A 16,676-nucleotide genomic window follows, 5' to 3' on the forward strand; every position below is an offset into this window, starting at 1 on the left:
CGGGAGGCGACGCCGGATCGCGCGGACGCGCCCTGCAGCGCCACGCCGTGTCGTCAGGGGTGTGCGGCGTAGGCCTCCCGTTCCTCGGGTTCGCCGTCGAGCCAGGCGTAGCCATACCCGTCAGCGATGCGGGGCCGGGGCGGGCTGACCGGAGCACGATCGGCAGGTACGGACTGGGACGCCTCCGCGTCGAGGAACTGCCACCAGTCGACCGTCACGACCACGGGATTCAGGTGGTAGTGACCACCGGTGTTGACGATCGCCTCGGGCCAGACGCGGATCGGCTCCCTGCGGTCGGCCGGCTTGTCCGCGATGAGGACCCCGCGGATGATGCTGCGCAGGTTGCTGAGGCAGGTCGACAGCCGCTGCCCGGCCCGGAGCGGCTCGACGCCGGGCCAGACCGCGTTCAGGATGTCGGGCAGTGCCGCGCCGTCGCGCCGGACGGCGAGGAACACCAGCAGTTCCAGGCTTTTGGCCCGCAGACCGGCGACGGGGTTCCCCGAGCCGTCGCATATCGCGGGATCGCCGATGATGCGCATACGAATCCGGCCCGCAAGCGCCGCGCTTGGTGCGGGCTCCCCCGGCGACGTGGTCGTGTCGCGCTGGCCTGGTGGTGTCGCCTGGCCGGTGTGGTCGCCGTCCCCGGCCTCGGTATCCGGTGCCGCCGTGGCGAGCGGGGTCGGCGGCCCGCTCTCGAGGCATCGCAGATCGTTCGGTGCTCGTCGGAGAACGTCCGGCGTCTCGAGGTCGCTGGTGCAGGCATGCGGGTCGTCGTCACCGCCGTCCGGCAGTGGCTCCCGCGCCTGCGCGGCGGCGGTGCGGCGAGGGGCATGGGCGGACGCAATGCTGTCGCCGCGGTGCAGGAGGCGCTCGACGGCGAGTTCGCGGCTGAGGATGCCGGCGAGGCCGTCGTAGTCGGCGGTGGCGCGGAGCCGGCGGGCGACCTCGTCCAGGTCGTAGGTCAGCACCGCGATGTCGGCCAGCTGCCGTCCTGCGGCAGCGCGGATCCGGGTGCGCAGCGCGCCGGCGAGGGCCGTGTCGCGTTGGTGGCGGCGGTGCAGGACGACGGCGGCTTCCAGGGAGCCGTGCAGGCCAAGCCGGGGGTGGGCCTTGGCGAGGCGGCGGGCCTGGCTGGTGGTGGCCGGGTGGCGGATCCAGTGGCCCCACAGCTCGTAGCGGGGTGTCGGTGGCGGGAGCATGCCGCGGGCGCGGAGCCGGTCACGGCGTTTGTTCTCCACGTCCAGCCACCAGCTGGCGAACCCGAGCAGGCTCATCAGCGCGTAGAAGCCGCCGAGGAGTGGGCTGCCGTGGGTGGCGACGTTGCAGGTGGCTGCGGCGGCGGCGATGGCGGCGCCGAGCAGCCGGGAGGTGGTGGCGTGCTCGCCGACCCGGCGGCGGACGTCGGCGTTGGACAGGAACGTGACGCTGCCGAGCTCGAGGGCGACGACACCGCCGATGGCGGTCCACCACGGCAGGTGGAACGCGGCGGCGACACCGGTGGCGGTGCCGTAGAGGGCGACGATCAGCACGGCGAGGTAGAAGAGGCGGCGCATCAGGGCGGTGTGGCGGACGGCGCGAGCGAGCTCGCCGTCGAGCTGCTCGGCTTCGGCTGCGGTGTGCGGGTCGCCGGAAGGGGTGAGCTGCTCGAGCAGTGCCGGGTCCAGCGAGACGATCACGTGTCGGCTCCAGTCTGTCGGGTACAGCTGGGCGCGGTGTGCGCGGCATTGGCAGCCGGCGGGTGGGTGCCGCTGGTCGTGCCGAGGTCGGCGGCGAGGGCGATGGTGTCGCTGGTCGGGCGTTCGCCGATGGCGGCGAGTGCGGCGCGGAGACGCTCGAGGCGGGCGGCGATCGCGGCGGTGCCGCCGGTGGCGGCGAGTGCACGCATGGCGCGCCGGGCGAGCGCTTCGTGGCCGGGGTCGAGGTCCGCGGCATTCTCGAGGAGCTCGGCGGTGGCCGGCGGGTCGGCTGCGGCGAGCAGGTCGGCGAGGCGGACGCGGGCGCGGATCTGTTGTCGCCGGGTGTGCTCGCGGTGCTGGTCGATCCAGTCGTAGCCCTGCCCGGCGGCCAGGGCCTCGGCCGGGATGCCTGCCGCGACGTGCAGCTGCTGCAGCCGGATGTGCGGGTCGGTGGCTGCGGCGGCGGTGCGCAGCGCGTCGTCGAGACGCCACAGGTCGATGTCGACGACGTCGGGGTTGAGGTGGTAGCGGCTGCTCGTGTTGACGACGGGTTCGATCGTGGGTTTCCCGGCGGTGGGCCCACGTCCGGGGGTGCGGCGCGGCTGGCCGGCGGCCTCGCGGATACGCCGCCGCAGGTCGGCGGTGTCGGTCGACAGCCGTTGGGCGGCGCGGCTCAGGGTGGCCGTGGGCCAGAGCACCTCCATGATGTCGGTGAGGTTGGCGCCGTCGCGGTGGACGGCGAGATAGACCAGCAGTTCCCGGGCGTGCTGGCGCATGCCGGTGATCGGCCGCCCGTCGGGGTCCAGGACGACGGGTTCGCCGAGTACCCGGATCCGGACCGGCAGCCGCAGCGGCAGGTCGTGCGGATCTGGCGCTTGCGCCGGTGGTCTGTCGGCGGATGCGGTGGCGGCGGGCGGCTGGATGTCCGGGCCGGGCTGGACGGCGGCTGGTGGGTCCGGTGTCGTGTCTGTGGTGTCGGCCGTTTGCTGCGGGGGTGCTGGGTGGGGTTCGTGTGCGGGGCTCACCGGTGGTGTGCCGGTGACGGCGGTGTGCTCGGCCGACGGGGCAGCTGGTGCCGGGGCGGCCGCGAGGAGCCGCCGGGTGGTGGGCAGGTCGGCGACGAGCAAATGCTGGCCGGGACGGTCTGTCGTGCCGTCGGGGTACACCGTCCACGGTTCACCGCCGGGCCACGGTCCGAGGACGGTGGCGGCGATCTGCACCGGCACGCCGAGCCGCAGGATGGCCCGCATCCGCAGGTCGGTTTCCGGCCGCGGCGGGTGGGTGAGGAGCAGGACCCGCGCGTGCGGCGGATGCTGGGCCGCAGCCTCGGGCTCGTCGGGGCGGCCGGTGTCGTGCTCACGCAGGTGCCGGTACCGGTGGATCAGCAGCGTCTCGAGGTAGGCCAGCGCCTCGGGTAGTGACGCGGCGACGTGCAGCCGCGGGTCCGCGGCGACCTGGGCGGCGTCCGCGGCGAACAGCTCGGCCAGCGTGTCGGCAGGCACGACAACACCGACGGCCTGGGCGCCGGCTGAACCGCGGGGCGTGGTCAGGGCGCTGACGAACAGGCCGCGGGCCGCGCCGTGGGCGCCGGGTCCGGTCAGGGCACGGACGCCCGCGACGGGCGGCGGGGTGCCAGGGACGCCAACGGCGTCCGGGTGCTCGGCGGGCTGCGGCACGGCCGTTGCGGCGTGCGCGTCCGGGTTATGGTCGGCGCCTTCACCGTCGGTGATCGGGCCGGGGTCTGGTCGGGATGCCGGTGCCGGCGTGGGCCGGCCGTGCGCAGCTGCGCCGGGGCCGGCAGGCCGGTGCGCGGGGCGGTGGCGCAGCCAGATCAGGGCGGCGGCGACAGCGGCGATGATCGGCAGGCCGAACCAGCCGCCCGGCAGCCGGCCGCCGGTGTGCCGTGCCGGCGCCGGCGCGCCGTTGCCGGCCGGGATGGCGGGGCTGGCCGTGGTGGGGGCCGGCACGCGCGACGGTGCCGTGTTCGGGGCCTGGGTTGCCGAGGGCGGCGGGGTTGCGCCGTCCGTCTGGCCGGTGTCGCCGTTGCCGGTGGTGCCGGTGCCGTCGTTCGTGACGGTGCGGTCCGCCGACGTGGCGAGGCCGACGGCGTGCCGGCGGGACCCGCGGTCGTGGGCGTCGGCCGGAAGGGTCAGCCGCCATCCGGTTTCGATGTGATTGGGACCGTGCCGCCCGGCCGCGTCGGGGATGAGGTCCGGGTTGAGCTGCTGCAGCTCGGGGTAGCGGTTGAAGTCGCCGAGGAACCGATCACTGATGGCGCCGAGCCAGTCGCCGCGCCGCACTTCGTAGCTGACGGTCGCCCCAGGCCGGGTCCCGGTCGCGGCGGTGACGACGGGTGCAGCAGCCGACAACGATGACGCTGTGCCCGGCACCGCAGTGGCGTCCAACGCGATCGGCAGGCCGAGTCCGATCGGCTCGAGCCCGGCGGCCACCGGCGGCACCGCTGCGGGGACAGCAGCTGACGCCGCCGAAGGCTGGCCGAGCACGGCGATCACCGTGGCGACGCCGCCGGCCAGCCCAGACAGCGACGCCGGCAACCGGCGACGCATCGGCCGGCGTCGCAGCGCCGCGCTGATGTCGTGGATCGTTGCGCCCAGCAGCCACAGCCAGCCGGTCCAGCCGGCGCCGACCACCGCGAACACGACCGTCACGACCGACATCGGCGATGCGAGCAACGCCCGCCAGTCCGTTCGCTCCCACAGCACGGACTGCACCTGCCACAACACGATCGGCAGGGCGACGAGCCCGACAAGCGACCCGGCCAGCGCCGCAACAAGCCGACCCGCTGCTGCCGCCCGGTGCCGCAGCAACAGGCTGCGCCACCGGTACCGGCCCGGCGACGAGCCTTGCACGGGCTGCGGGCGACGGTGGTGCCGCGCCCGGGTCCTGGGTCGCATCATCCCCTCCCCGGCCGGAGCGGCTGGCCAACGCGACGACCGTCGACATCCGTGCTGCGCAAGCGCCCGTGATCACCATCAGGTCCCGCCCCGGCGGTCGCAGGACAGCCCCTCCATCGGGACGGCCACATGAGGAACCTGCAGGAATCGAGCTGCGGGCGGCAGGTGGCGCCGATGCGACTGCCGAGATCGCCCTCACGAGCTGCTATGTCGTGCCGACAGCGGCCGCGGCCGGTGCATACGTCGGTGGGCCCGTGCCCATGCCGGGCGGCTGTCGCGGGGGACGTCATGGTCACACACTCCGTCAACGGGTCGATACACAACGAACCCGACGGTAGGCGTGGCGAGACGGATCCAGCGCCCGATCGACGATCACACCAACCACAGCGATCACACCGGTAACACCGCAGGTCACCGACGTCGGCGCGAGAGCTCTCTAAGGCACGTCGAGCCGCCCGATAGAGTTCGTAGTTGCCGCGGCGGATGTTTTGCATGAAGGCATGCCCGGCGATGATGGTCTGCGCGGTCCGGTCGGTGCGCAGGCCGCGCATCGGTCTGAGTCGGTGTTTCAGCTGGCAAGCCCGGGTGGCCAGACCGGCGGCCCGGCGCAACACCTCAGCGTCGTACCCTTTGTCGTCGGCGTCGCCGATTCCGACCGCGAGGACCAGCCCGGCCTTGATGCCGGCGGGCACGGGGAGCTTGACCGCTTCGCCCTCGGCACCGGTCACGCCGAGGGTGCCCAGGAGTTCGGTCAGCGTGCCGTCGGACGCTCGGCCACCGCCGCCGAGCCTGGCGCCAGCACCGGCCCCGACGGGCCCTTGGCGACACCGAACACGACGCAGTCCGCGGGCAGCGATGCGGCGGGGGTTGTGCTTACCGTCAGTGCGGTCACCGTCGTACGTCCTGCTCTTTCCGTGGAAGGTGGCGGGTCAGGTCCTCGGTGCCGTCAGCGCCGGCCGGGGTTTCCGCCAGCGCCGGTGCCGGCAGCGGACGCGGGGACCGGCGGGTCAGGCTGACCGCGACGATCACGACCACCATCCCCGCGACGATCCGGAGGCTGAGGCCCTCGTCGAGCACGCTGGCCCCCAGCGCCACCGAGACCACTGGCAGCAGATAGCCGACCGTCGCGGCGTTGGTGGCCCCCTCGGCGGCGATGATCCGGTAGGTGAGGTGGAAGGTGGTCCCGGTGGCGACGACGCCCAGGACAACGACGACGATTAGCGTCTTCGGGCCGATGTCGATCGGCGTCAGACCGCCGGCCGGCAGGGTCAGCGCGGTCAGGCCGGTCGCGGCGATGAGTTGCGCCGCGGACAGCGAGATGGTGGGGATGCCCTTGCCGACCAGGTGGCGACCCATGTATGCGAAGCCGACGGCGTAGCTCGCCGCCGCGGCGACGATAGCGAGGGCGCCCCAGCCGACCGGCCCGGTCGTCCGCCAGGGAGCGAAGATCAGCACGACGCCGGTGAATCCGAGCAGGAGCCCGACCAGCCGGACCGGCCGCAGGCCGCGCTCGGAGCCGATCACGACGCCGATCAGCAGAGACCACAGGGGTGTGGTCGCGTTCAGCACGCCGGCCACGCCGGAGTCGATGGTCTGCTGGCCGATGCTGAACATGGCGAACGGCAGGGCGTTGCAGAAGAACGCGGCCATGACGATGTGACCCCAGGTCGCCCGATCCCGGGGCAGCCGCCGCCTCGAGGCGAGGCACGCGATCAGCAAGGTGGCTGATCCGAGCACGCACCGGCTGAGGGTGACTTGGACCGGAGTCAGTGCGTCGAGGGCCAGTTCGATCCAGAGGAAGGTCGACCCCCACAGCAGGGCGAGCACGCCTATGCGTGCCCATGCCCAGCCCTTGCCCGCTGCACCGTTCACTGGATCTCCTTGGTCGGCTCTCTCCATGAACGGTGCCGTGAATGATACTGAAGGACAATCAAATGATTCTGCACATCTGTTAAGTTCTGCTACATGCTCGATGTGAAGCGGATGCAGGTGCTGCGGGCGGTGGCGGCCAGCGGGTCGGTGACCGCGGCAGCGGCGCACCTCGGCTACACCCCCTCCGCCGTCAGCCAGCAGGTGGCGGCGCTGGAGAGGGACACCGGGGTTGAGCTGCTCGAACGCGTTGGCCGGGGCGTGCGGCCAACGGCTGCGGGCCGGCTGCTCATCGGGCACGCGGCGATCATCAGCCAGCACGTCGCCGAGGCCGAGACCGCGCTGGCCGACCTGCGCGCCGGGCGTACGGGCCGGCTGAAGGTTCACTATTTCGCCTCGGTCGGCCCGACCCTGCTGGCCCCCGCCCTCGCCCGGCTCCGGGACGAGCACCCTGGCGTGACGGTCGACCCTAAACTGACCGAGCCGCAGGATTCCCTGCCGGACGTCGAGCAGGGCAACGGCGACCTGGCCATCGTGGTCCGCCGCCCGAACGACGAGGGCCGCCCGGGGATCCGCCTGGTACGCCTGCTCGACGACGCGTACCAGGCTGTGTTGCCGGCCGGGCATCCGCTCGCCGCGCAGCAGGTGGTGGACCTGGCCGACCTCGCCGGTGAGCCGTGGGTCGGCAGCGAGCCGCCCGGCCCCTGCCTAGAGCCGATCGTCGACGCCTGCGCCGCGGCGGGCTTCAGCCCGAATTTCGTGGCGAGGTCGGAGGACTACGCCACGGGTCAGGGATTCGTCGCGGCCGGCCTCGGCGTCAGCCTCATCCCCCGACTCGGACTGGGCACGCGTCATCCCGGCGTCACCATCCGCCCGGTCCGCCGCCCGGAGCCGATCAGGACGATCTACGCCGCGGTCCGGGAGATCTCACTAGTGCAGCCCGCGTTGCGCGCGCTGATCGACGCTCTCATGGACGCCACGAAGGAATGGAACGTAGGCGTCCCAGGTAGCGGTCGCGACATGGCTGATCCGGCGGCAGCCTCTCATCTACGCTGACCGGCACCCGCGTGCTCGCCGGGCTCAACGACGACCAATGGGGCGCCGGGACTCCAACCCTGAAACTGCGGAAAGGAGGCCGACGACGACAAGGTGCCGGTGACGCACACGCTGCCGGAGGTCGTCGTCCTCGGCGATGAGATCGCGAAGGTAACCGGCGCGATGTCGCAGCACCTCGACGCGCGGGAGAATCTCCGCCTGTTGACGTTCGAGTTGAGGGCCGCCGCGATCCGCGCGATCTTCCTGGCGCTGCGCGGCACCGACGACGTCATCTCGTCGGCGATCCAGTCGCAGTGCCAGGTCACCGGCGTCATGAAGATCGCGTCGAAGGCGGGGGCGAACTGGGTCGTCGGCGGCAACGCCGGGTTCGGTCCGCAGGACGCGCCGTATCCGGGCACTGGCGGCCTGTCGCTCAGCTCGGGCGCGGAGCTGGTCAGGCTGAAGTAGTTCAGGATGAAGCCGTCGCAGATCCGGAAGGTCGTGCTGCTCGCCGAGCCGCGCCGGCCGAAGCTCGACGAGTTGTCCCGGCTGGCCGCGAACGGCCGCCACCCGGACGGAACGCCGATGCCGGGTCTGCTGGCGAGCGAGCTGGACTGCTACGACACCCGCTGGGCCCGGTTCCGGGCACAGTTCGTTGCGGGTATGGCGTCGGCGTCGGCCGGACGAGCATGCACCGGGCTGTCGCGGCCGAGCCGAAGCCGCACACCGCCGTGACGACCCACGTGAGCCCCGCCGAGGCGCAGGCCGCGTTGAGCGACGCGTTCGCCGCGATGGACCGCGCAGTCGCCAAGGAGCGGGAGCGGACCGGCACGGACGGGGCGCTCACCGACAAGGAACGGGACGCCTGGGACGACCGTGCCGAGCAGCTCGTGCAGGAGGCGTTGACTTCGAGGACGAAGACGAGGAGCAGGGCCCGGTGCCGGAGACGACGCCGCAGCCGGGCGATGAGGAGATCCTGCTGAAGCTGCTCGCCAGACGACGAGGACGGTCGCTTCTTCGAAAGCGTCCTCCTCGCCCGGCCCGGCTACTCCAGCCATCAAAACGAGGAGCCATAAGCAAGCTCAATCCACAGGTCTTGACAATTGCTCCGCGCCGCTCGGCCGACACCGCGGCGTGTAGCGGGCGGCGCCAAAGGCTGGACGCCTGGTGACCCTTTCGGTTGTCCTGGGATCCGTTCGGACCATGCTCTGATCGACCTACACCGATTGCAGCCCACAAAACCGAGAATCGTCGCATGGTTAAGCGACGATGGCGGCTCTACTCCGCAGTGATGCAGCGTGACCGGCGTGTGGAACAGGAGCGACAAGCACGCGGCCTGCCCGGACTTCCGTGGTATGAGTCGGCCGAGGTGCGCATGATCCTCATCGTTGGAAGTCTATTCGTCATCGACGTCAGTACGTGGCTTACGCAGTTGCTGCACCCTGCGAATGCCATCGCACTCGGTATCGCGATCGTCGTAGCGCTTGGCGCTGGTGGCCAGGTGTTGAGAGGTATCGGCGAGCAACGCGGAAGCTCCAGTCTCAAAGCGCTCGGGTACTACCTGGGCGCTGCGGCGTACCTGGCAACAGCAAGCGCGGCACTGGTCAACGGCTTGGCGGACCCCGGTGTCTGGGCTTCATCTGCATCCGAGAACCGCACGTCACAGGCCATGGATGGCGTATTCGGCACTCACAGCCCCGCCAGGGGTATAGCCGACGACGAAGAACGACCTGCCGTCAACGACGATCCACGAGTCGTCGTCGGGGACGATCCCGGAACCGACCCGACGCGTGGACCGCAGCCGCGGCGCCGACGGCGGACGCTGCGCCCACTGCTGCGCGGAGGCCGGCAGAGGGACACCGAGCGCGGCAAGATCGTCGAACGCGGTGTACCGGTCCACGCCATACCGCTTCGCGTACGCCTTGACAGAGACCGCGGCACCGGAGGCGATCCAGGGCCGGGCCGAATCCCGGCGTGATCGTTGACGCATCCGGTGCCGACGCGGCTGCATACCGCCGGATGCTACCGGCCCGCCGAGGCACCCCCCGGGCACCATCAAGGGAGAGTAGGAGCGCCTCAGAGGCGCTCTACGCGGTCGGCCTGCGGGCCCCGGTCGCTCTGACGCACCGTGTACCGGACCCGGTCGCCCTGCTGCAGCGGTTCCGACCCCGCGACCACGGACACGTGGACGAACAGGTCGTCACCTCCGGCGTCCGGGGTGATGAACCCGAACCCGCGGTCGCCGTCGTAACGTGCGACGACGCCCTCGCCCGCGCGTGCGGGCACGCCCCGTGACGGCGGCTCCCTCCTGGCGGGTGCCGGCCCGACCGGCGCCGGCCGTCGCGGTGGCGGTGGCGGTACGGGCTCGACCCCTCGGACCAACTGCACATCGCGGGCCTGCGGGCCCTTGTCGCCGCTGACGACCTCGTACGCCACGCGATCGCCCTCGGCCAGCCAGGTGAGCCCCTCGGCCAGGGACCGGGCGTGGACGAAGACGTCCCCGCCGCCGGAGTCGGGAGCGATAAAGCCGAAGCCCTTGTCCTCGTCGTACCAGGAGACGGTTCCGTCCGCCCCGTCGGCACCGCCGGCCCCGGCGGACAGGCCGGCCCCGGGACCGAGCGGGACCACATGCGCGGCCTGCGGGCCGCGCTCGCCCTCGACGACGACGAAGGCCACCCGCTGCCCGTCGCTGACCACACCGCCGGTCACGATGGCCGAGCTGTGCACGAAGATGTCGGCGCCGCCGCCGTCCGGCGAGGCGAACCCGTACCCCTTGGCCGGCTCGTACCAGTTGACCGTGCCGAGCAGGCCCACGGCGCCACCGGCGGCCTGCTCGGCGGTGACGCGGACGCGCAGCGCCTGGGGACCGCGGTCGTTCTCGCCGGCCTCGAACTCGACGGCCTGGCCCTCGCGGAGCACCTTCGGGCCGCCTTCACCCACGATCTCGGAGGCGTGCACGAACACGTCTGGTGAGCCGTCCTCAGGCGCGAGGAAGCCGAAACCCCGTTCGGCGTCGAACCAGCGGACGATCCCCTGCGGCATAGGAAAGCTCCAGGTCGTAAGAGCGGCATTGCTCTCAGTCTCGCTCACGGCGTCGCGCCTGGGACCACCGGGACCGGCCACCGGCCCCCAGCCTCACGCAGGCCCGGCCCCCCAAGATCGAACCCCGTCCGCCGCCCCACCCGGATGGATCTTCAACAGCTTCGAAATCCACAACCGGTCAGATGCCGCCCACCGGCCGTCACCCGTCGGATCCCTTTTCGGAACGGTGGACCAGGCGGCACAGACCCGCGCCGACCAGCACGGACCGATCTGGACCCTTCCGAAACAGCCGATCACTTTCGGAACACAACAGGTCCACTGTGGACGAAGCACGAGAGGCGGTTGATCTGCGTTTCCGCAGGTCAACCGCCTCTTGATGTTGCGCGCCCGAAGGGACTCGAACCCCTAACCTTCTGATCCGTAGTCAGATGCCCAGGTCAGTCCCCTACCTCTTTACCTTCTCACGGAAGGGTGCTGTTTTGCAAGGGCTTTGTACTCGAACGGTGCGGCGTGTATCCGCAGGTCCACGCGATCTCTCCGTCCGCCGGCGCGGTCCGACTCGCGGGCGCTGGGCGTCCGTGCTGGTCTGGTGCGGGTTGCGCTCGACGGTTGCGCTACGTCCGATCACGCTAGGAACACAACGCGATCCCCGACGATCGGTTCTGCGTTCGATGGCAGCCGCCTTGGCGGACAGATCAGTGAGATCTTCCGACCCATGCCTGGTGACTGTCGGCGACATACAGATCACTGGAACGTCGTCCCTGCAGGATTCCGGTGCGCATCCGTCCTTCGATCACCTGCAGCCCACGGTTCGCTGGATGAAGAAGGTCGCGGGAGATCATGATCGGTGGCACGAGCCACGTTCCCGTGTCCTTCCAGGCGTCCTGAATTCGTTGCGGGCGCTTGCTCAGCCAGTACGCGTGGTTTGCCGCGACCTCCTCGAGGAACTGCTGGTCGCTGGGGCCAGTGGGAATCGATTCGAGTTCTGCAACGGGGACGTCCTCGAGGCTCCAGCGGATCCGTTCGAGGTCGAGGTCTTCGTAGTCTCTGAGGAACTCAAGATGCTCACCGTGGTCGTAGAGCCACTGCCGCACCACTTCGTCGGGGCCACCAGAGGTTGGCGATCGCTTCAAGCTGCAGGAAGACCCGAAGGTCTTGGTCTCGGTCGGCCGGGGGAAGGTTCTTCAGAAAGATCGGCACGTCGCCTCGCGCTTAGGTCATCTCGTCGATATGTCTGACTCAACGACCGGAGCCGGCTTGTGGGATGTGCATGGCGGGCTCGTCATCGACCGGCGGCTCCGGGGATGGTGCGTGACCTCATGCCGCTGGAGAATCGACGGCGCGCCGTACCAACTCCGCGTACGTCCACTGCACGTCGTCTACATGATCGTGGCAGTCGAACCAGCGGAGGTTGGCCACGCGCCGTCCACCCATGAGCTGGAACTGTGCGTGCCAACCCGGGGCCCAGGTAAGGACCACTGGCTCGTTGATGTCCGGGAACTGGTCTGCCGTGATGTCCAGGATCAGTCCGTTCTGCTCGAGCCACGCATGTGTGTGAAACGGCTCGTCCCGTTGGCCCGATCGGTACTGCCAGTCACCGAGTCCCTTGTCGGCGAGGAACTGGCCCAGCAGTTCGCACGTGTCTCCGCATGAGCCCTTCGGGAACTGGGCGAGGCTGATCATCCGGAGGCCGCCGCGTTCCAGCCCGGCACGAAAGGCGGACGCTGCCGCACGCACGGCCGTTTCGTGACTGTCAGTATGCCTACGCGGATGCATCGCTAGAGATTATGCATGTGCGGTGAGGTGGGGCCAGAAACAGCACCCGGACGGGCCGTGGTGCGGGCGGGTAATTCAGGTGGCTGGGCTTTGGGTCCAGGCTGTCGCGGCGGTCTGGACGGCGTCCCAGGGGCTGCCCAGGGGCGGGGTGTAGGTCAGGTCGAGGTCGATGATGTCGGCGACGGCGGCCCGGTAGCTGATGGCGGTGGCGACGGTGTCGACGCGTTGGCGATCTCGGCGCCGCGGTGGCCGAACAGTTGCGCGCCGAGGAGCTGGCCGGTGGTGCGGTCACCGGTGACGCGGATGCGGATCGGGGTGGCGCCCGGGAAGTACGCCTTGTGGTCGTCGGCGGTGATCTCGACGGTGGCCGGGTTGAAGCCAGCCGCCCGGGCGGCGGTGTCGCGCAGTCCGGTGGTGGCCACAACCCGGTCGAAGACCTTGACCGCCTGCGTTCCGAGCGAGCCGGCAAAGGTCGCGGTGCCGCCGAGGGCGTTGGCGCCGGCAACCCGGCCCTGCTTGTGGGCGGTGCTGCGCAGGGGCAGGTAGACGTGCTGCTCGAGGAGGCGGTGGTAGGTGTGGACGCAGTCGCCGGCGGCGTAGACGTCGGGCAGGTTGGTGCGCATGCCGCGGTCGACGACGATCGCGCCCCGCACCCCGAGCGCGGCCCCGGCGCTCGCGGCGAGATCGGTGTCCGGCCGGACACCGGTAACGACAAGGACGAGGTCCGCGACGTGGTCGCCGTCGTCCGTGCCGACGGCGAGGCGGCCGGTCGCGGCGTGGCCGACGGTGTGGACCTTGACGCCGGTGCCGACGTCGACACCGCGGTCACGCAGGTGCGCGGCGAGGGGTGCGGCGAGCTCCGGGTCGATGGTGGGCATGACCTGGTCGAGCTGTTCGAGGAGGGTGACGGTGAGGCCGCGGGTGGTGAGGGCCTCGGCCATCTCCAGGCCGATGTAGCCGGCGCCGACGATGACCACCCGGACGACGCGGCGCTCGGCGATCGTGCGCAGGATGGCGAAGGCGTCGTCCATGGTGTGCAGGACGTGGACGCCGTCGGCGGGGCCGAGCCGGTCGAGGCCGCCGATGGCCGGGACAGCCGGGACGGCGCCGGTGCCGATGATCAGCCGGTCGTACCCGATTACGGTCGAGCGGCCGGCGGGGGCGGTAGCGGTGACGGTGTGCGCGTCGGAGTCAACGGCGATGGCCCGGTGTTCGAGGCGCAGCTGGAGGCCGGCGGCGTCGAGGTCGGCGGCGCTGCGGTGCGCGAGGTGGTGCCAGTCGGGGACGTCGCCGGAGACGTGGTACGGGATGCCGCAGATCGAGAAGTTCGGGTAGCGGTCGGCGACGAGCAGGGTGACGTCGGCCGTGGGGTCGAGTTCGCGGGCGCGTAGGCCGGCGCTGATGCCGGCGTCGCTGCCGCCGATGACGAGCAGACGCATCACGGATGTCCGTTCCAGAGGCAGGGTGGACCCCGCCGCCGGTGAGGACCTGACCCGGCGGCGGGGTCTCGGGCGGGTCGGTCAGCCGGTGGTGACGGGCAGTTCGGTGATGAGCTGCTCGACGCGGCGGCGGATCTCGTCGCGGATGGGGCGGACGGCGTCGATGCCCTGGCCGGCGGGGTCGTCGAGTTTCCAGTCGAGGTAGCGCTTGCCGGGGAAGACGGGGCAGACGTCGCCGCAGCCCATCGTGATCAGCACGTCGGAGGACTCGGCGGTGTCCCAGTCCAGTTTCCGCGGTGTGTTGGCGGTGATGTCGATGCCGACCTCGGCCATCGCCTCGACCGCGACGGGGTTGATCTGGTTCGCGGGTTCGCTGCCGGCGGAGCGGACCTCGACAGTGTCGCCGGCGAGGTGGCGCAGCCAGCCGGCGGCCATCTGCGAGCGGCCGGCGTTGTGCACGCACACGAACAGGACGGTGGGCTTGGAGCTCATCTGGTGGTTCCTCCGGATTGCAGTGCGGTCGGTTCAGGAACGGACGGAGTCGTCGTCGGGGTGGGCGACGACGACGTCACCGGCGGCGCTGCCGACGGACGGATAGAGCGCGACGAGCAGCCCGACTCCGACGGCCAGGCCGACCAGCTGCGCGACAACGAACCCGGGCACCGATGACGGCGCGATGCCGGCGAAGGTGTCAGTGAACGCACGGCCGATGGTCACGGCCGGGTTCGCGAAGCTGGTACTGCTGGTGAACCAGTACGCGGCGCCGATGTACGCGCCGACCGCCGCGGGTGCTACGGCGGCGCGGCCGGACCGGGCGAGGGCGAAGATGAGCAGGAGCAGGCCGACGGTGGCGACGACCTCGCCGAGCCACAGGTCAGTGCCGGTGCGGTGCTTGGCCGAGAAGTCGACTGCGGGCAGCTTGAACATCAGGTCCGCGAGGATCGCTCCGCCGATTGCGCCCGCGGTCTGCGCGACGACGTAGCCGCCGAGATCCCGGGCGGTCAGGCCGGTACCGGTCCGGCGGCCGAGGAACCAGTCCGCGGCGGACACGACCGGGTTGAAGTGCGCGCCGGACACCGGGCCGAAGGTGAGGATGAGCGCGCCGAGCGCGAATGCGGTGGCGACCGAGTTTTCGAGGAGTTGCAGGCCGATGTCGTCGCTGAGGCGGCTGGCCATGATGCCGGAGCCGACGACGGCGGTGACGAGCAGGGCGGTGCCGGCGAACTCAGCCAGGAGGCGCCGCCACAGGGTGGGGTTCACGTGCGTGGAAGTCCTGTCTTCGGGGTCGGGCGTGCGTTAGTTGGCGGGGATGGCGAGCTGGTCGAGCAGGGTGCGGACGCGGCGTTCGAGCTCGTCGCGGATCGGGCGGACGGCGGCGAGGTCGTGGCCGGCAGGGTCGTCGACGTCCCAGTTCTCGTAGCGGGTGCCGGGGAAGACGGGGCAGGCGTCGCCGCAGCCCATGGTGACCACGACGGTGGCGGCGCGGACGATCTCGTCGGTCCACGGCTTCGGGTACTCGCCGGTGATGTCGATGTCCCGTTCGGTCATCGCCGCGACCGCGGCCGGGTTGATTTCCCGGCCGGGTTCGGACCCGCCGGACCACGCCACCGCCCGGTCGCCGGCGAGGTGCGTGAAGAACCCGAGCGCCATCTGGGAGCGGCCGGCGTTGTGGGTGCACAGGAACAGCACGACGGGTTTGCCGTCGCGGTGGTGACCTTCGACGCGGGCGAGGGCGTGCAGCCGCTGCCGGGCGAAGCGTTCGGCGAGCAGCGGCAGGAAGTTCGGCACGCTGGACAGCGACGCGAACTGGTCGTAGCTGGTGTGCAGGAACCGTTCGATGGTCTCGGTGCCGTAGGTGCCGTCGAACTCCCGCGCGAGCCGCGTGGCGGCGGTGCGCAGCGCGAGCTGCTGATCCACGGACAGGTCAGGGTGGTAGTAGGCGGTCGCGTCAGTCATCGCGGGCTCCGGAGCGTTGCGCGGGAACGGGAAGCAGGGCAGGGGCGAGCCGGTCGATCCGGGCGGCGAGGTCGGCGAAGGCGGCCTCGAACGCGGCATCGGTGTCCGCGGGCGCCGGCACCGACCAGTGCAACCGCGGACGGACCCCGGCGGTGAGGTCTTCGTGGGCGTTGTCGCAGACGGCGACGACCAGGTCGGCGTCGGTGACGATGTCGGCGACGTGGGCGGTGCCGGTCGCGTCGAGGGTCAGGCCGTGGCGTCGGGCGACGGCGACGGCGCGGGGGTGGACCCGGTCGGCGGGATGGGTGCCGGCGGACGCGGCCGGGATATCGGCCCGGTCGGTCCACAGGGCGGCGGCCAGTTGCGAGCGGGCCGAGTTGTGCGTGCACACGAACACCACCCGCGGCACGTCCCGCAGCGCCGGAGGGTGCAGCGAGGTGAGGGCGTCGGGTTCGAGCCGCAGGTAGGTGCGGCGGCGGTCGCCCTCCGACCTGGTGCGCACGAGCAGGCCCGCCTCCTGCAGCACCTTTACGTGGTGGGCGACGAGGTTGGTCGGCAGGTCCAGGGCACGGGCGATCTCCCCAGGCGAGGCGTCGCCCAAGGTGAGCGTGTCGACGATGGCCAGGCGGGCCGGATCGCCGAGGGCGGCGTGGATCCGAGCACGCCGCTGCACCGAGGAAAGTTCAGCATCCATTGACTCAATGATCTGTGAGTCAATTACGGTTGGTCAAATGAACAGTAGGTAACCGCAGGCGCGATCTGAGCTGGAAGGTGGCAGATCGTGCGGTACGGCCGGGCCGGACCGCTGTTCAGCCGGCCGGCTGCGGCGCCTCGGCGGCGGGCGGACAGCAGCAGGCCAGGTAGCTCTGCAGGTCGCCCAGGCGGGCGGCGATCGCGGCCGGGTCGGCCCGGTAGCGCACGAGTTTCCCAGCGCGGGCCGACTGCACCAGACCACTCATCCATGCAGG

The 16,676-nt window shown here is 71.2% G+C and carries 17 protein-coding genes and 4 pseudogenes; 4 read left to right on the forward strand and 17 right to left on the reverse strand.

Features of this window, described 5'->3' with window-relative positions:
* Window positions 1-53: 53 nt before the first annotated feature.
* From ACPPVO_RS35475 to ACPPVO_RS35495, 5 genes and pseudogenes are all read right to left on the reverse strand, one after another.
* Window positions 54-1,676: a hypothetical protein gene (locus tag ACPPVO_RS35475; RefSeq protein ID WP_426502916.1), complete on the reverse strand. Its 1,623-nt coding sequence runs from the start codon at window positions 1,674-1,676 to the stop codon at window positions 54-56.
* The gene (locus ACPPVO_RS35480; RefSeq protein WP_426502917.1) at window positions 1,673-4,591 is read right to left on the reverse strand and encodes a hypothetical protein; all 2,919 of its coding nucleotides are present in this window, start codon (window positions 4,589-4,591) and stop codon (window positions 1,673-1,675) included. Before ACPPVO_RS35480 ends, ACPPVO_RS35475 begins: the two co-directional genes overlap by 4 nt.
* A 461-nt stretch (window positions 4,592-5,052) precedes the next feature.
* A pseudogene (locus ACPPVO_RS35485) lies at window positions 5,053-5,166 on the reverse strand (DDE-type integrase/transposase/recombinase); the annotation flags it as partial.
* 54 nt (window positions 5,167-5,220) lie between these two features.
* Window positions 5,221-5,319: pseudogene (locus ACPPVO_RS35490) on the reverse strand (hypothetical protein); the annotation flags it as partial.
* A gap of 160 nt (window positions 5,320-5,479) precedes the next feature.
* Window positions 5,480-6,463: a DMT family transporter gene (locus ACPPVO_RS35495; RefSeq protein ID WP_426502918.1), complete on the reverse strand. Its 984-nt coding sequence runs from the start codon at window positions 6,461-6,463 to the stop codon at window positions 5,480-5,482.
* Window positions 6,464-6,556: 93 nt separating this feature from the next.
* Between ACPPVO_RS35495 and ACPPVO_RS35500 the strand changes: the two genes are divergently transcribed.
* The 4 genes from ACPPVO_RS35500 (at window position 6,557) to ACPPVO_RS35515 (ending at window position 8,478) form a co-directional block, all read left to right on the forward strand.
* Window positions 6,557-7,516, forward strand: coding sequence for a LysR family transcriptional regulator (locus ACPPVO_RS35500; RefSeq protein ID WP_426502919.1), 960 nt, complete (start codon window positions 6,557-6,559; stop codon window positions 7,514-7,516).
* A gap of 99 nt (window positions 7,517-7,615) precedes the next feature.
* On the forward strand, window positions 7,616-7,963 hold the full coding sequence (locus ACPPVO_RS35505; protein WP_426502921.1) for a hypothetical protein: 348 nt from the start codon (window positions 7,616-7,618) through the stop codon (window positions 7,961-7,963).
* A gap of 6 nt (window positions 7,964-7,969) precedes the next feature.
* Complete coding sequence (locus ACPPVO_RS35510) at window positions 7,970-8,230, forward strand: hypothetical protein (protein WP_426502922.1); 261 nt, start codon at window positions 7,970-7,972, stop codon at window positions 8,228-8,230.
* Window positions 8,227-8,478, forward strand: coding sequence for a hypothetical protein (locus ACPPVO_RS35515; protein WP_426502923.1), 252 nt, complete (start codon window positions 8,227-8,229; stop codon window positions 8,476-8,478). Before ACPPVO_RS35510 ends, ACPPVO_RS35515 begins: the two co-directional genes overlap by 4 nt.
* Window positions 8,479-9,155: 677 nt before the next feature.
* Here the strand turns inward: ACPPVO_RS35515 and ACPPVO_RS35520 are convergent.
* The 12 genes and pseudogenes from ACPPVO_RS35520 to ACPPVO_RS35575 all read right to left on the reverse strand — a co-directional run bounded on the left by ACPPVO_RS35520 (window position 9,156) and on the right by ACPPVO_RS35575 (window position 16,667).
* Window positions 9,156-9,395, reverse strand: a complete 240-nt coding sequence (locus tag ACPPVO_RS35520; protein WP_426502924.1) for a hypothetical protein — start codon at window positions 9,393-9,395, stop codon at window positions 9,156-9,158.
* Window positions 9,396-9,571: 176 nt separating this feature from the next.
* Complete coding sequence (locus tag ACPPVO_RS35525) at window positions 9,572-10,123, reverse strand: cold-shock protein (protein ID WP_426514754.1); 552 nt, start codon at window positions 10,121-10,123, stop codon at window positions 9,572-9,574.
* A pseudogene (locus ACPPVO_RS35530) lies at window positions 10,112-10,303 on the reverse strand (cold-shock protein); the annotation flags it as partial. The pseudogene ACPPVO_RS35530 and the gene ACPPVO_RS35525, both read right to left, overlap by 12 nt.
* 36 nt (window positions 10,304-10,339) lie before the next feature.
* Window positions 10,340-10,537: pseudogene (locus ACPPVO_RS35535) on the reverse strand (cold-shock protein); the annotation flags it as partial.
* A 695-nt stretch (window positions 10,538-11,232) separates the two neighbouring features.
* Window positions 11,233-11,631 carry a hypothetical protein gene (locus tag ACPPVO_RS35540; protein WP_426502925.1) on the reverse strand — a complete coding sequence of 133 codons (399 nt, stop codon included), beginning with the start codon at window positions 11,629-11,631 and terminating at the stop codon, window positions 11,233-11,235.
* A gap of 223 nt (window positions 11,632-11,854) precedes the next feature.
* Window positions 11,855-12,274, reverse strand: coding sequence for a hypothetical protein (locus tag ACPPVO_RS35545; protein WP_426502926.1), 420 nt, complete (start codon window positions 12,272-12,274; stop codon window positions 11,855-11,857).
* Between the two features lie 194 nt (window positions 12,275-12,468).
* Entirely contained in the window at window positions 12,469-13,752 is a 1,284-nt protein-coding gene (locus tag ACPPVO_RS35550) for an FAD-dependent oxidoreductase (protein ID WP_426502927.1), read from the reverse strand.
* An 81-nt stretch (window positions 13,753-13,833) separates the two neighbouring features.
* Window positions 13,834-14,244, reverse strand: a complete 411-nt coding sequence (locus tag ACPPVO_RS35555) for an arsenate reductase ArsC (RefSeq protein WP_426502928.1) — start codon at window positions 14,242-14,244, stop codon at window positions 13,834-13,836.
* Window positions 14,245-14,277: 33 nt separating this feature from the next.
* Window positions 14,278-15,012: an aquaporin gene (locus ACPPVO_RS35560; protein WP_426502929.1), complete on the reverse strand. Its 735-nt coding sequence runs from the start codon at window positions 15,010-15,012 to the stop codon at window positions 14,278-14,280.
* Window positions 15,013-15,048: 36 nt separating this feature from the next.
* Window positions 15,049-15,708, reverse strand: a complete 660-nt coding sequence (locus ACPPVO_RS35565) for an arsenate reductase ArsC (protein ID WP_426502930.1) — start codon at window positions 15,706-15,708, stop codon at window positions 15,049-15,051.
* Window positions 15,701-16,402 (reverse strand): helix-turn-helix domain-containing protein, encoded by a 702-nt coding sequence (locus ACPPVO_RS35570; protein ID WP_426502931.1) that lies wholly within the window; start codon window positions 16,400-16,402, stop codon window positions 15,701-15,703. The genes ACPPVO_RS35565 and ACPPVO_RS35570 overlap by 8 nt, the downstream gene beginning before the upstream one ends.
* Before the next feature lie 115 nt (window positions 16,403-16,517).
* Window positions 16,518-16,667 (reverse strand): hypothetical protein, encoded by a 150-nt coding sequence (locus ACPPVO_RS35575; protein ID WP_426502932.1) that lies wholly within the window; start codon window positions 16,665-16,667, stop codon window positions 16,518-16,520.
* Window positions 16,668-16,676: the final 9 nt, after the last annotated feature.

This window comes from Dactylosporangium sp. McL0621, assembly GCF_049995355.1.
In the GTDB taxonomy this organism is placed as follows: Bacteria; Actinomycetota; Actinomycetes; order Mycobacteriales; family Micromonosporaceae; genus Dactylosporangium.

Bases quoted from the DNA above. Each gene is read 5' to 3' on its own strand.
- ACPPVO_RS35550 (WP_426502927.1), bottom strand. From the start codon at position 13,752: ATGCGTCTGCTCGTCATCGGCGGCAGCGACGCCGGCATCAGCGCCGGC.
- ACPPVO_RS35570 (WP_426502931.1), bottom strand. From the start codon at position 16,402: ATGGATGCTGAACTTTCCTCGGTGCAGCGGCGTGCTCGGATCCACGCC.
- ACPPVO_RS35500 (WP_426502919.1), top strand. From the start codon at position 6,557: ATGCTCGATGTGAAGCGGATGCAGGTGCTGCGGGCGGTGGCGGCCAGC.
- ACPPVO_RS35575 (WP_426502932.1), bottom strand. From the start codon at position 16,667: ATGAGTGGTCTGGTGCAGTCGGCCCGCGCTGGGAAACTCGTGCGCTAC.
- ACPPVO_RS35555 (WP_426502928.1), bottom strand. From the start codon at position 14,244: ATGAGCTCCAAGCCCACCGTCCTGTTCGTGTGCGTGCACAACGCCGGC.
- ACPPVO_RS35565 (WP_426502930.1), bottom strand. From the start codon at position 15,708: ATGACTGACGCGACCGCCTACTACCACCCTGACCTGTCCGTGGATCAG.
- ACPPVO_RS35480 (WP_426502917.1), bottom strand. From the start codon at position 4,591: ATGCGACCCAGGACCCGGGCGCGGCACCACCGTCGCCCGCAGCCCGTG.
- ACPPVO_RS35510 (WP_426502922.1), top strand. From the start codon at position 7,970: ATGAAGCCGTCGCAGATCCGGAAGGTCGTGCTGCTCGCCGAGCCGCGC.